Here is a 14,341-nt window from a genome sequence, read left to right as displayed (position 1 = left end):
CCCGTTGCTTGTAGCCCTGGGTGATAACCCCGGGTCCAGGATGATCCCCCGTCCGAAGGGTAACAACCAGGGTCGAGGAGGTGCCCCGGGTTCATAAGGTCCCCCCGGGTCCAGATATAATCGCCGCGGAACCCAACATGTGAATGCCTCCCGCGTCCGACATGATACCCATAGATAGTTTACAATCCTATGCAACAAACCATACCACGACATTCCCACATGAAAAAAGCCCCTCGGTTGGACCGAAGGGCTTTTTCATTATCAAACATTTTAGTTGAACACTATTTTTTCGCAGTAGCCGGAGCAGCTGTTTCTTTTACAGGAACCACTTCGCTTTCGTTAGCAAGCTCGTTTTTCTTGTCGAAATCTACCAGTACCGGAGCCGCCACGAAGATGGAGGAGTAAGTACCGGTTACTACACCGATCAGCATTGCGAAGGCGAAACCGCGGGTTACTTCACCACCGAAGATGAACAGGATCAGGATGGTCAGGAACACGGTCAGGGAAGTCATTACGGTACGGCTCAGCGTATCGTTGATGGCTTTGTTGATCACCTGGTCTCTGCTTGCGCCTTTCATTACACCTGTACGGAAGTATTCGCGGATACGGTCAAACACGATCACGGTATCGTTCATGGAGAAACCGATCACGGTCAGGATCGCAGCGATGAAGTGCTGGTCAACTTCCAGTGCGAACGGAACGAAGTCACGGCAGTAAGAGAACACTGCCAGTGTTACCATCACGTCATGCAGCAGGGAGAAGATAGTACCGATTGAATATTGCCATTTGCTGAAACGCAGCAGGATGTACAGGAAGATTACGATCAGGGACAGCACGGTTGCTTTCACGGCACCTGCACGTAAGTCGTCAGAAATAGTCGGAGACACTGTCTGAGACGCTACGATGAACCTTGGTGAAGAGAATATCTCATAAGTCACTCCCGGATCATAGAATTTCTTCAGACCATTGTACAGTTTCTCAGTCACTTCTTTATCTACTGTTTCACTCTGCTCGTCAATCTTATAGTTGGTAGTGATGCTCAGCTGATTGCTGGTACCGATTGTCTTAACATAAGGTTCGCTACCGAATTCTTTTTCCAACGCGTTACGTACTTCATCCGCCTTCATTGGCTGTTCGAAACGCACAGTGAAGTTACGGCCACCGTCGAAGTCAACACCGTGACGGAAACCATGGAAGAAAGAGGATGCGCCTAATGCGATCATCACGAATGAGATGATATAAGCGTATTTTCTCTTTCCTACGAAGTCGAAGGAAGCGTGTTTGAAGATCTTTTTAGAGATCGGCGTGAAGTATTCGAAGTGTCTTTTCTTGTTAGTCCACCAGTCAGTAACGATACGGGAAACCATGATACCACAGAACAGAGACAGCAGCAAGCCGATGATCTGTGTGGTAGCGAAGCCCAGTACCGGACCGAGACCGAAGTAGAACAGGATGATCGCGGTGAGCAGGGAGGTAATGTGACCATCCAGTACAGGTGCGTAGGAGCGTTTGTAACCGTCTTCTACTGCCTGTTGATAGTTCTTACCGTGTGTCAGTTCATCTTTAATACGTTCGAATATGATTACGTTCGTATCCACAGCCATACCTACGGTGAGCACCAGACCTGCGATACCTGCCATCGTCAGCGTAGCGCCGAGGGAAGCGAGGATACCAAAGGTGAACAGCAGGTTGAGTATCAGTGCGATATTCGCCACCCAACCGGCAGAGTTATAGTACACCAGCATCAGGATGAAGATCACCACGAAGGAGATGATGAAGGATTTAGCACCTGCTGCGATAGATTCAGCACCCAGGGATGGTCCGACGATCTGCTCAGAAACGATCTTGGCAGGAGCCGGCATTTTACCGGATTTCAGGATGTTTGCCAGGTCATTTGCTTCTTCCAGGGTAAAGCTACCGGAGATAGAAGAACGGCCACCACCAATTTCACCCTGAATGGATGGAGCGGAATAAACGATGTTATCCAGTACAACGGCAACATAGTTCAGTGTAGCAGGATTGCTTGGATCTGTAGGAGCCAGTTCGCCGGTCAGTTTTTTCCATTCTTTAGCACCAATCTGGTCCATGGTCATGGAAATTTCCGGACGACCGCTCTGGTCGTAGTCCTGTCTTGCGTCCACTACCCTTTCACCACTTACACGTGGAGCCGGGTTGATCGGATTTATTTTGATAGCATATACCGGCAGCGGTGCATGTTTATTTTCTTTGTCTTCAGTACCGTATACAAACACCAGATCTTTAGGCAGTACATTTCTTACTGCAGGGATCTTGAGGTAACGGCTGAAGGTAGCAGTATCAGTAGGAAGGATATTACCTATAACCGGGCCATAAGCGATACCCTGCTGAGGATGATATCTTGGGGCAAAAATGCTGAAGAAAGGCTCAGCTTTTGCCAGTTCAGCCCTGCGCTCGGCTTCTGTCTTCAGGGAGTCAGCTTTGCCGGATTTTGCAGAGTCGTTTAATATAGAAGAGAGACTACCCGTAGCAGCGGTATCACCGGCAGTTTTTGCTTTTGCTACAGCAGCAGCGCTATCATTAGCCTGTTTTGCGGTAGTGTCGGCAGCAGCCTTTGCAGGCGTAACACCTACAGCGGCTTTGATTGCCTCGTTCATTGGCTGGAGAATAGTGGAGATGAATTGCTCATCATTCCTGTATACCTCACGGAATTCCAGGTTAGCGCTGGCCTGGAGGTATTTTCTCACACGCTCAGGATTGTCAACACCTGCCAGTTCAACAGAGATGATACCTTTGTTCTCATCCAGGCTGATGTTTGGAGATGACACCCCGAATTTATCGATACGTTTCTGCAACACGAGGTAGGTATTTTTGATGGCTGCGTTTGCCTCACGGCGGATCACATCCAGTACCTTGCTGTTGCTTGTATTAAAATCAATGTCTCTCTGGTATGCGTTGGCAAAGATGGTAGAAAGACGGCCTTGCGGCTGTACTTCTTCATATGCCTTCCCGAACAATGTAACGAAGTCAGACTGACTGGCTTTCTTGCGCTGTATAGCGAGATCCAGGGCTTTATTGAAAGCCGCATCCTGTGAATGGCCGCTCAGTGAACGGATCACATCTTCCACACTTACGTCCAGTACGACGTTCATCCCACCCTGAAGGTCAAGCCCCAGGTTCAGCTCTTTTTCTTTGGCTTTTTCATACGTTACATACCAAGGAAAACCCGCCATTTCTTTGTTACTGGTACTATCCAGAATCCGTTGTCTTCTTTCTTTCACCAGGTCTGCCAGTGAATCCTCATAAACAGCCTGCAGCTCTTTATTACCAGGATACTTCTGTTCAGCAGTCGGGAATGATTTGCTAATATCACTCTGGGCTTGTGCAGCTACTTTCTTCTCGTAGCCACGTACCAAAAACGTGAACGACAAATAATACACAGAGATAAGGATCAATGCACCGGCAAAAAATCTAACCAGTCCTTTAAGTTGCATATTGTTTCGGGTTTATAAAAATTTTTTAAGAGTTGCAAAGATAGAATTTAAATTGATATATTAAAGCCGTTCGAAGGTAGAAAAGGAAAAAGGTAGAAATAATTGATTATCAGCACATAAACTCTTTACTTTCCTGCCAAAAATTAATCTTTTTTTATGCGTCGTTCTATTTTTCTCTGGTTGATGCTATTCTTTGCAGCCTGCAATACTAATAAAAATATGGGAACAAGGCATTATCCGGTTAAAGACTCTTTCCTCTATACCCTTTTAAGTGCGCATGCGGACAGGCTGGGCCCTGTGTTCCAGCAACCGCAGGATTTTGGTTTACAGATCATTTACACACAGATAGACCGGGATGCGGCGAACCGGCCTCATTTCACCGACTATTATTACCGGGTGGATACCGGCCGGTATTTTTACCCGGCATCCACAGTAAAGCTGGCGGCAGCAGCCCTTGCCCTGGAAAAACTGAATGACCTGAACATCCGGGGGCTGGACAGGCATACACCTATGTTCACCGACAGCCTGCAGGATATTACTCCTGAAGTACTGTCAGACACTACAGCTTCCGACGGACTACCTTCAGTAGGGCAATATATAAAAAAAATATTATTGGTAAGTGACAATGATGCATACAACCGGCTTTATGAGTTCATCGGGCAGGAGACCTTTAATAAGAGATTGTGGGAGAATGGTTTCACGGATGTCCAGATAAAACACCGGGTGGGGATCACGGGAGTAGATCCCGAGGGCAACCGGCATACCAACCCGGTCACCTTCCGCCGGGGCGACCGGGTGATATACAGTCAGCCGGAAGGCTATAGCCGTCTCTCCTTCTCTCCCCGGCATGACCTGATAGGGAAGAGTTACTATAACGACGATGAGCAGCTGGTGAACAGTCCTATGGACGCCTCCCAGAAGAACAGGGTACCACTTGCAGACCTCCATGGGATACTCAGGCAGATAATTTTTCCGGAAGCTGTAACAAAAAAACATCGATTCCGTTTAAAGGGTAGCGATTACCAGTTTTTATATCACTGTATGTCTGCTCAACCGGAAGAATCCGTATATCCCCGTTATGATACAGCCGAATTTCATCACAATTATGTGAAATTCCTGTTATTCGGAGGGGTACAAAGCGACAGCCTTCATGCGAACGTACGTAGTTTCAATAAACCTGGCTGGGCATATGGATTCCTGACAGACGTGGCCTATATAGCGGACTTCACACATCATGTAGAATTCATGCTGTCGGCTACCGTATATGTAAATAAAGACGGCATTTTAAGCGACAAACATTATCAGTTCGACGAAACAGGGAAGCCATTCTTAAAAGCATTGGGCGAAATCATTTACGAGTATGAACTACAACGCGCGAAAAAACATCTTCCGGACCTGTCTAAATTCAGGTTCGATTATACCGGGCAACTTGAATAACCTTTTATAACCAAATCAACATTCGCACTAAAAGATAGAAAAATGACAACTAAAAAAACTCGCGTGTGGGCAATAGCGGCCCTTGTGACAGTGGTAACCAGCTTCAGCGCCTGCTTAAAAAGCGACAACGTAACACCTCAGCGGGATAGGGCTGCGGTAGCAATTATCAATGGTATCCTCACCAATGGTGACCTGGATTTCTATGATAACAGCACTAAAGTAAATAGCAACGCCCTTTCCATTGGTTTTACCTATATCGGATACCCTATTTACGGAGGCGTTCGTACGTTCAGCTTTAAAAAGGCTGGCCAGACTACTGACTATGTAGCCGTAACAAACCTGTATGATTCCCTGACATACAATACTGTGGTAGCTTATGGCGACTCCACTGCTCCGCAGATGAGAAGCATTAAAGACGATTTCACCGGCGCTAAAGAAACAGCTGTGAACATCCGTTTCTTCCACCTGAGCCCTTCTGCCGGCCCTGTTGACCTGTACATCGATGATGTAAAAGTAGACAGCAACCGCACATATGTGGGCACCAGTGGTTTCAGAACAGCTTTCACACCGCTGAGCAAACCAGTTTATACCAACAATATCAAGATAAAAGCTGCAGGTACAAGTACTGTGCTGGTAGAAAATTCTTCTCCAAGCGCCAGCTTCTCCAACGGCAGGGTTTATACTATTACCCTGATAGGTTCGAAAGATTATACCGACAAGAGAAAATTAGCTGTAAATAGTTTGTACAGCCTTTACTAGTCTGTAAAAACTGCGTATATACACACCCAGGCAGCCGGGATCAACAGCAAAGTTGGTCCCGGCTGCTTTTTTGTTACAGTGTATCTCTGTACATCGCATTTCTCCATTATAGCTTTCTTTTTTTTATACTATGACACTTGCAAATTTATTGTAGGTTTGTCTCCAAGTTAACCCTATAAAACAGTTATTGTATATGAAGGAAATGGAACTCGCCGAAAGGCTGTCGAGGATTTCCGAGCCTCAGACGATTAAGATGGCTAAATTAAGCCGTGAGCTGAAAGCCCAGGGTATAGACATTGTAGATCTGAGCATAGGAGAGCCCGATTTTGATACACCTGCCCATATCAGGGAGGCAGCAAAGAAAGCCATTGATGAAGGCTTTACACATTATACGCCTGTTGCCGGTATTCCGGAACTGCGTAAGGCTGTAGTGTACAAGCTGCAGCGCGATAACGGCCTGGAATATACGCCTGAACAGATAGTAGTATCAACAGGTGCCAAGCAGAGCATTGCCAACGCTGTACTGAGTATCATCAATCCTGGCGACGAAGTGATCATCCCTACCCCCTACTGGGTTACTTACTCAGAATTGGTGAAACTTTGCCAGGGTGAAGTGGTATTCGTTCCATGCAGTATCGAAAACAAATATAAAATCACGCCTGCCCAGCTGGAAGCAGCTATTACACCAAAGACGAAACTATTTATGTTCTCTTCTCCGTGTAATCCAACCGGCTCCGTCTATAGCAAGGAAGAGCTGAAAGCGCTGGCGGATGTATTTGCAAAGCATCCCCAGATCTATATCATGGCAGACGAGATCTATGAATATATCAACTATGTTGGTAAACATGAAAGCATTGCCCAGTTTGAAGGCATGCAGGAACGTACCATCATCATCAACGGTCTCAGTAAAGGTTTTGCCATGACCGGATGGCGTCTGGGTTACCTGGCCGCTCCGAAGTCAGTAGCTAAAGCCGCCGAGAATATCCAGAGCCAGTTCACTTCTGCCACCAGCTCCATCACCCAGCGAGCCGCTGTTACCGCGCTCAATGGCGATCTGAGCACTGCACATGCTATGGTAGACGAGTTCAGGAAAAGACGTGCCTTTGTTTTCGAACAGCTCAGCAACATTCCTGGTCTGCAACTGATCGAGCCGGACGGCGCCTTCTATATGTTCCCGGATGTAAGCGCATTCTTTGGTAAATCTTACGACGGTGAGGTGATCAATAATGCAGATGATGTCTGCATGTACCTGCTGCATAAGGTGAACGTATCTACCGTGACCGGCGCAGCATTTGAACAACCCAACTGTATCCGTCTCTCCTATGCCACTTCCATGGCGAAACTGGAGGAAGGTATGAAACGCCTGAAAGCAGGATTTGCACAATTAAGCTGATCGTTGAATCATCATTTATATTTGAAGCTCCGGTATCACGAATACCGGAGCTTTCTATTTTGGGAAACCCTTGCATATTAATTCATTTCCATATATTTGCACCTGTAATAATCAATCTGAATGGGCAACATTTCTAATAGCACTTTGCTATTTATCGTACTGGGCGCCGGCGTACTGGCCATCCTTTATATGACCTTAAAAGACATGATCCGCAAACCAGAGGCGACTCCTGCGCCAGGAGAAAAGGCATCAAAACCGGTTGTCGACAAATCTATCCTGCCATTACAGTTACAGGCCTATGAGCGCCTGGTATTGCTGGTAGAGCGTATTAATCTGCAGAACCTGATAGGACGTATATTCCAGCCGGGATTAACAGCCATTGATATGCAGGTGGGACTGATACAAACCATCAAAGCTGAATACGAGCATAACATCGCGCAGCAGATATATGTGTCTCCTATGGCCTGGGAAGCGGTAAAAACGCTGAAAGAACAAACCATCACCATTATCAATCAGGTAGCCAGCCAGCTTCCTCCTGATGCTACGGCAATGGACCTCAACAAACAGATACTCGAAATATTCCTGCAGGCGGAGACATCTCCTTCCGAACTGACTTCACAGATATTAAATGCAGAAGCTAAACGGTTATTTTAACCGCTTAGCTTCTGTACAATTACTTCTTTACCATCTGTACCCGCTGTGGCCTTATCACTTCATACAGCAGATACCCTCTTCCGTTAAAATGAATATAGCGGGGCGGCGACAAATACCAGGGTATACCCGGCACTTTAACATGCGCCTGTATATGTAAATGCGGTTCTGAACTGAATCCCGAGTTACCCACACATCCCAGGGGATCGCCCTGTTTTACCACATCTCCTTCTTTCACGATCACACTGCCCTGTTTCAGATGGGCGAGGAATACGTAACTGTTCACCGTTTCTATCAGTACCTGGTTGGTGTTGTGTGGTCCCCTGATCATATCCGGCGGAATATTATCAGGATCAGACCCGATAGCCTTGATAATACGGCCGGCACAGGGACTGTACAGTGTATCTCCGTATATTTCATAGTCCTCCAGACGGCTGCTGAATATTGCCTTCGCCCGGCTACCATTGGGCCTTAGCTTCACGATATCCATAGCATATATTGCGCCACGCAGGCTGAAGTGGAACAGGTTTGTGGGCAATCCCTTTCCTCCCTGCAACACAAAATACCGGCCTGTCTTCAGCGGGAAAGCCAGGTCTATGGCTCTCGCCTTTCCAGTCGTACCGGTAAAGTACAGAATGCTGAGCGTCAGGAACAATGCGGAAAAGAACATATTACCGATAAAACGCCATACACGAGGCACGGGCGTATCTTTCTTTTTTCGAAAGAAACCCAATAACAGGGTTAGCAGCAGACATATGCCAAATCCCCATTTGGCATCGACACTCAGATAGATCCAGGTGCCATAGAGATAAATGAACAAACCGAGAGAGAGGCCCAGGATAAACAGGGACCAACCATGCCGGAAAATCCTGCCGGATGCAACAAAGACCAGGAAAATGCTTAGCAGAGCCAGGGCGAATGTAAGTAGTAACAAAGCGTAAATAAACATGGCTTATCAGAAAAAAACTTTTTGCAAATTATCAAATTTGTGCTCCACCGCAATAACGTAATAATTATGTAACATTGCTTTTGCTACGACATCATTCCACGAAAATCAGAATATGAAAGATAGTATCAAAACAGATGCCGGTATCACAATAGCACCTGTATATACCGAACCAGTGCCGATGCAGGAGTTACCTGGTGAGTTTCCTTTTACAAGGGGTGTACACGCTTCCATGTACCGGGATAAGCTGTGGACAATGCGGCAGTATGCAGGATTCAGCACAGCGGAGGCCTCCAATGAACGTTATCACTACTTACTACAACAAGGGGTAATGGGCCTCAGCGTGGCGTTTGACCTGCCTACCCAGATCGGTTATGATTCTGATCACGCCATGTCGGAGGGTGAAGTGGGGAAAGTCGGTGTGGCTATCGACTCCCTCGAGGATATGGAGCGCCTGTTCAAAGGCATCCAGCTGGAAGAGATATCCACGTCCATGACCATCAACGCTACCGGCTTTATCTTACTTGCGCTATATATTGCCCTGGCGAAAAAGCAGGGCGCTGATCTCAAGAAGATCTCAGGTACTATTCAGAATGATATTCTCAAGGAATATGCTGCCCGGGGTACCTTCATCTACCCGCCCAAACCGTCTATGCGGCTGATTACCGACATCTTTGCTTATTGCAGTCGTGAGGTACCAAAATGGAATACCATCTCTATTTCCGGCTATCATATCCGCGAAGCGGGTGCCAATGCGGTGCAGGAGCTGGCATTCACGCTGGCTAACGGTAAGGCGTATCTAAAAGCAGCACTCGACAAGGGACTGGATATAAACGTCTTTGCCCGCCGTCTTTCTTTCTTCTTTAACGCGCATAATCATCTGTTTGAGGAAGTGGCCAAATTCCGCGCTGCCCGTCGCATGTGGGCGCATATTACCAAAGAAATGGGGGCGACGGATCCTAAGGCGCAGATGTTGCGTTTCCATACACAGACGGGCGGTAGCACGCTGACAGCCCAGCAGCCGCACAATAATATTGTCCGCGTCACGGTGCAGACACTTGCTGCAACACTTGGCGGAACACAATCCCTGCATACCAATGGTTACGATGAGGCACTGTCTCTTCCTACAGAAGCGGCGGCGCGTATAGCTTTGCGCACGCAGCAGATCGTAGGATACGAAAGCGGTATTGCGGATACAGTAGATCCGCTGGCAGGGTCTTTCTATGTAGAAGCGCTGACGAATGAAGTGGAGTCCCGTGCCTGGGAACTGATTGAGCGGATAGATGTGATGGGGGGCGCTGTTAGTGCAATTGAACAAGGCTTTATGCAGGATGAGATAGCAAGGAGTGCTTATCGTTATCAGCAGGAGATTGAGAATGGTGAAAAGATCATTGTGGGGATGAATAAATTCGCCGTGCGCGAGGATGTGGGCACGGAGGTGTTCCGGATCGATGATAGTATCAGGCAGGTGCAGACCGAACGGCTGCAGGCGCTGCGGGCGAAGCGGGATAATGCAGCGGTGGCTGTGTTGTTGCAGCGACTGGAGAATGCGGCGCAGACGGATGAGAATCTCATGCCGATTGTCGTGGAGGCTGTGGAGGCGTATTGTACGCTGGGAGAGATTGCGGATACGCTGAGGAAGGTATGGGGAGAATATAAAGGGGTTTGATGTTTTGTCGATGATATTGCTTCCAGACTATAGGGATGTTGATGGCATCGCTTTGGTTCCAGGTGGGATCACTGGCTCTTTCTACATTGACGTTCCGGGACCTTTGCTGACGTAACGTCAATACGCCAGGGTTAGTGCAATTATCATTTCGTTATCTGTAATTCATAATAGTATTGTATTTTTAGGCCATGTCTTCTATTTATTATAACGCCTGCCCGGTGTGTGGGGCAGGCAATATACACAAGGTACTGACTGCCAAGGATTATACTGTATCGGGCGAATCGTTTGACATCTATCATTGCGGGCATTGCAGCGGAAGGTTTACCCAACATGTTCCGGGCCCTGCGGAGATAGGCCGTTACTATCAATCACAGGATTATATTTCCCATTCTGAGACCCGCAAGGGATTGATCAACCGCTTATACCACAGCGTGAGAAAGATCACCATGCGCTCCAAACAGAACTGGGTGAAGGCTGCTACAGGACTCAAACAAGGTACGCTCCTGGATATAGGTTGCGGTACCGGCGCCTTCCTTCACTATATGAAACAACTTGGCTGGCAGATCACCGGCCTGGAACCTGACGACATCGCCAGGAATAACGCCAAGACACTTTATAATATTGAACCGCTGCCATCATCCGAACTGTTCTCCCTTCCGGCGCAACAGTTTGATGCGATCACCATGTGGCACGTACTTGAACATGTGCATTCCCTGCACGACTACTTAAGACAGATCCGCACTTTGCTGAAACCGGAAGGTTCCCTCATCATTGCTGTGCCGAATTATACATCTCCGGATGCAGAACATTATCAGGCCTTCTGGGCCGCCTATGATGTGCCGCGCCATCTGTACCACTTCTCCCCTTCCTCTATGGAAGTCCTACTGAAACAACATAAGATCCGGATCGTACGGAAGCATCCTATGGTGTTTGATGGATTCTATGTGAGCCTGCTCAGTGAGAAATACAAAACCGGTGGTAATGGTTTATTTAAAGGTTTCTGGAACGGATTTATTTCTTACAGGAAAGGACTGAAAAATGTAGATAGATGTAGTTCTGTTGTGTATGAGTGTAAAGCGGAATAGATAGCATCTTCAGTCATCTAAATTATCCATATAAAAAAAGCAGAGACGTAGTGAATAACTACGTCTCTGCTTTTTTATGGACGATAGTCACAGCAACAGTACCTGAAAGTATGCTGCCATGTACTATCGTCATTGCTCATGCTTCAGCTAATAAGTGATCTTATGAATTAATACAGATAGTTGAGTGCAATAAGGTCGTTTGCATTGAATGTACGATTACCGCCATTGGAACATGCCAGCATCCAGGAGTTGGCATCAAATCCTGTTGGTGTTCCGGGGATATGGATAGCACCTATACCAGCATCGCCTTCATTTACATTCTGATTACAGCTGACACGCGTGTCGTAGTCTGTATGACGGAAGCCTATACAGTGACCGATCTCGTGCTGGATCACAGATCCTACATACAATACATTCGGATTTGAACCATATGCCTGAGGATGTGTGTTCATCAGGATTGAGTTATATGGATTGCCTGCTGCTGTCGGGAAACCAGAAGATCCCAATGTGATAAAACCACCGCTGGGCCCCTGATAGAAACCCTGGATAGTAATATCAGCTGTACCACTGGTAATACGGGAGAAAGTGATACTCAGACCTGCTCTGTTATAACGGGCAATCGCCGTATCAGCACCTGTCTGATAAGCAGTGCCAAGACCGCTCACCAGCACCGTAATGTTACGGGTACCTGATACAGATACCAGGTTGGTAGTGCGATACTGCTCGCTTTCAGCGATCCTTAAAAAAGGGCTGTTGACTTTTGTATTCAGGTTTTCTTCTGTCAACACGATATCATTTTCCACGAGATAACCGCCTGCTACTTTCCTTACATTTTCAGTACCAAATCCCAGGGCATAGATCTTCGCTTTTGTTTCGTCAGAGATCTCTGATGCCGTCGTCGATTTTACCGCATCTTTTTTACAGGAGACCATCAATGTGCCTGCCAGCAGGCAGATGAAGGCGCCTATTACGTGCTTACGCATATCGTTTAAATGTTTTAATATTTTATACAGATTGTGCTCATGCATCAGGGGGTTAATGATGTAATACCAGTTTGCCTGATATCAAATGCTGTTCTCCTGATAGCGGGATTAATACAAATAGTTCAATGCAGTGATATCGTTCGCATTGAAGGTGCGGTTGCCACCGTTAGAGCAGGACAGCATCCAGGAGTTGGCGCTCAAACCGCTTGGTGTGCCAGGGATCAGGATCGCGCCTACGCCTGCAGAACCTTCGTTCGTAGCAGTACCTCCGCAGCTGAGTGCGCGGTTAAAGTAATCGGTATGACGGAACCCGATACAGTGACCAATTTCGTGCTGGATCACAGATCCTACATACAATACATTTGGATTGGAACCGTATGCTGCTGCGTTGGTGTTCATCTGAATAGAGTTGTAAGGATTACCACTGCTGGTAGGGAAACCGGAAGATCCCAGGGTGATGAAACCACCACTTGGTCCCTGGTTGAAACCAGAGATAGTGATATTAGCAGTACCGCTGGTGATACGTCTGAAGCTGATGGTCAGTCCTAACCTGTTATAACGTGCAATAGCGGTATCTGTACCTGCTACGAAAGCAGTGCCCAGGTTGGATACCTTGATGGTGATCACGCGTGGTAAACCGGTCACCAGGTTGTTGGTGCGATATTGCTCTTCTTTAGCAGTACGCAGGAAGGGACTGTTCACCTTTGTGGTAAGGTCGTTTTCGCTTAGTAAGATGTCGCCTTCTACGAGATAACCGCCATCTACTTTACGTACTTCAGCAGTGCTGAATCCGAGGGCACTGATCTGGTCGAGTGTTGTCTGTGACACACCTGCTTCATTAGTGCTCTTAGCGGGTGCGTTTTCTTTTTTACAGGAAACGATACAGGCGCTTGCTCCTGCCACCAGGCAAAAGAGGGCCGTTAATGTGTGTTTGCGCATACATTATAAGATTTAGATTTCGATAAAATGAAGATATTATTAGCTGATCAGCTGATGATAAATGTGCTGGCCACAGGCGACTTATTCAGCGCCGGCTGACGACAATTATCAGTGGCCGTACTACAGTGGGTGGGGCTGTGTACCGTCACGACATATCATCCCCCGGAGACCGAAGGCAAAAGATTAACTCTTTGTAGCGTTCATGGAATACGTACATTGTTCATCAGTAGATATAGCTAACCTGACAGATAAATTTGCTTAACTCATGCGTTCATTTTTGTAACTGCAAGACATGCGGCAACTCGCGATTTACCGCGTCATTACTGGATTTCCAACTCTTTGATTACTCGGGTAACACCGGGTGTGCCCGGTTGTAGATTTTCGACTTTTAGTGCTCGATTTTTAGTGTTTAGATTTCAGTTGCTCTATATCAATATTACAACTTTCCATGATACTCAGGAAATAAAAGTTAAACGGAAATTAAAGAACAGGGATTAACGAAGTTGGTGCCAGGATATACATGCAGAAAGGTGTGAAGGATTACGAATTGACTGCTGCTACTCGTGTATTGAGGGCTGTTTGATTATCTGCTTTGCGTGGTTTATATACTGAAGACTGTAATACATGTTTTGCTCATAGCCATACCTCGGTTTCAGGCTGGGATCACTGGCTGAGTTCTTTGAAGCTACGTGCTATTGGGCTTTGGCAATCGTATGGGCTTTGGAACATGTATTAAACCCCTATCAATCGTGGGGGCAGCTTCAAACAACTTAGGCCAGCGATTCCCACCTGAAACCTCGATGCTTATTGCCTTCCGCTTGTAAGTTGAGTGCTGTAGTACTTGTGTTTGGGATTAGTGATACTCACAATATTTAAGTACGGAAAGGATGAAAAATTAGTCGGCATAAATGAGTAGGAAGCTCCGAAGTAACGGCGGTTCCAGGTGGAGATCACTGGCCTAAGTTGTTTGAAGTAGCTGATACGCCCTACCAAGGGTTTAAAAGATATT

10 protein-coding genes are annotated in these 14,341 nt (G+C 46.9%); 6 read left to right on the top strand and 4 right to left on the bottom strand.

The window, feature by feature from the left end; genetic code table 11:
* Positions 1-281: 281 nt before the first annotated feature.
* Positions 282-3,470: a protein translocase subunit SecDF gene (gene secDF / locus CLV42_RS12850; protein WP_106602318.1), complete on the bottom strand. Its 3,189-nt coding sequence runs from the start codon at positions 3,468-3,470 to the stop codon at positions 282-284.
* 156 nt (positions 3,471-3,626) lie between these two features.
* On the opposite strand from secDF, the gene CLV42_RS12845 reads away from it, so the two are divergent.
* From CLV42_RS12845 to CLV42_RS12830, 4 genes are all read left to right on the top strand, one after another.
* Positions 3,627-4,907: a serine hydrolase gene (locus CLV42_RS12845; protein WP_106602317.1), complete on the top strand. Its 1,281-nt coding sequence runs from the start codon at positions 3,627-3,629 to the stop codon at positions 4,905-4,907.
* 42 nt (positions 4,908-4,949) lie between these two features.
* Positions 4,950-5,666 (top strand): DUF4397 domain-containing protein, encoded by a 717-nt coding sequence (locus CLV42_RS12840; protein WP_106602316.1) that lies wholly within the window; start codon positions 4,950-4,952, stop codon positions 5,664-5,666.
* 193 nt (positions 5,667-5,859) lie between these two features.
* Positions 5,860-7,059, top strand: a complete 1,200-nt coding sequence (locus CLV42_RS12835) for a pyridoxal phosphate-dependent aminotransferase (protein ID WP_106602315.1) — start codon at positions 5,860-5,862, stop codon at positions 7,057-7,059.
* A 120-nt stretch (positions 7,060-7,179) separates the two neighbouring features.
* On the top strand, positions 7,180-7,713 hold the full coding sequence (locus CLV42_RS12830) for a DUF7935 family protein (protein WP_106602314.1): 534 nt from the start codon (positions 7,180-7,182) through the stop codon (positions 7,711-7,713).
* 19 nt (positions 7,714-7,732) lie between these two features.
* Here the strand turns inward: CLV42_RS12830 and CLV42_RS12825 are convergent, their stop codons facing one another.
* Positions 7,733-8,659 carry a M23 family metallopeptidase gene (locus CLV42_RS12825; protein WP_106602313.1) on the bottom strand — a complete coding sequence of 309 codons (927 nt, stop codon included), beginning with the start codon at positions 8,657-8,659 and terminating at the stop codon, positions 7,733-7,735.
* Positions 8,660-8,771: 112 nt separating this feature from the next.
* Here CLV42_RS12825 and CLV42_RS12820 point away from each other — a divergent pair, with 112 nt between their 5' ends.
* On the top strand, positions 8,772-10,325 hold the full coding sequence (locus CLV42_RS12820; protein ID WP_106602312.1) for an acyl-CoA mutase large subunit family protein: 1,554 nt from the start codon (positions 8,772-8,774) through the stop codon (positions 10,323-10,325).
* 188 nt (positions 10,326-10,513) lie between these two features.
* Positions 10,514-11,410, top strand: coding sequence for a class I SAM-dependent methyltransferase (locus tag CLV42_RS12815; RefSeq protein ID WP_106602311.1), 897 nt, complete (start codon positions 10,514-10,516; stop codon positions 11,408-11,410).
* A 167-nt stretch (positions 11,411-11,577) separates the two neighbouring features.
* On the opposite strand, the gene CLV42_RS12810 is transcribed toward CLV42_RS12815, so the two are convergent.
* Positions 11,578-12,393 carry a M57 family metalloprotease gene (locus CLV42_RS12810; protein ID WP_106602310.1) on the bottom strand — a complete coding sequence of 272 codons (816 nt, stop codon included), beginning with the start codon at positions 12,391-12,393 and terminating at the stop codon, positions 11,578-11,580.
* Between the two features lie 108 nt (positions 12,394-12,501).
* Complete coding sequence (locus CLV42_RS12805) at positions 12,502-13,332, bottom strand: M57 family metalloprotease (RefSeq protein ID WP_106602309.1); 831 nt, start codon at positions 13,330-13,332, stop codon at positions 12,502-12,504.
* Between the last annotated feature and the right edge of the window lie 1,009 nt (positions 13,333-14,341).

The organism is Chitinophaga ginsengisoli (assembly GCF_003014595.1).
Taxonomy (GTDB): Bacteria; Bacteroidota; Bacteroidia; order Chitinophagales; family Chitinophagaceae; genus Chitinophaga; species Chitinophaga ginsengisoli.
This window is presented reverse-complemented; position numbering and strand designations above follow the sequence as displayed.

What these genes read in the sequence shown, in the direction of transcription:
- CLV42_RS12825 (WP_106602313.1), bottom strand. Translation starts at nt 8,659, where the DNA reads ATGTTTATTTACGCTTTGTTACTACTTACATTCGCCCTGGCTCTGCTA.
- CLV42_RS12805 (WP_106602309.1), bottom strand. Translation starts at nt 13,332, where the DNA reads ATGCGCAAACACACATTAACGGCCCTCTTTTGCCTGGTGGCAGGAGCA.
- CLV42_RS12845 (WP_106602317.1), top strand. Translation starts at nt 3,627, where the DNA reads ATGCGTCGTTCTATTTTTCTCTGGTTGATGCTATTCTTTGCAGCCTGC.
- CLV42_RS12830 (WP_106602314.1), top strand. Translation starts at nt 7,180, where the DNA reads ATGGGCAACATTTCTAATAGCACTTTGCTATTTATCGTACTGGGCGCC.
- CLV42_RS12810 (WP_106602310.1), bottom strand. Translation starts at nt 12,393, where the DNA reads ATGCGTAAGCACGTAATAGGCGCCTTCATCTGCCTGCTGGCAGGCACA.
- secDF (WP_106602318.1), bottom strand. Translation starts at nt 3,470, where the DNA reads ATGCAACTTAAAGGACTGGTTAGATTTTTTGCCGGTGCATTGATCCTT.
- CLV42_RS12835 (WP_106602315.1), top strand. Translation starts at nt 5,860, where the DNA reads ATGAAGGAAATGGAACTCGCCGAAAGGCTGTCGAGGATTTCCGAGCCT.
- CLV42_RS12820 (WP_106602312.1), top strand. Translation starts at nt 8,772, where the DNA reads ATGAAAGATAGTATCAAAACAGATGCCGGTATCACAATAGCACCTGTA.
- CLV42_RS12815 (WP_106602311.1), top strand. Translation starts at nt 10,514, where the DNA reads ATGTCTTCTATTTATTATAACGCCTGCCCGGTGTGTGGGGCAGGCAAT.
- CLV42_RS12840 (WP_106602316.1), top strand. Translation starts at nt 4,950, where the DNA reads ATGACAACTAAAAAAACTCGCGTGTGGGCAATAGCGGCCCTTGTGACA.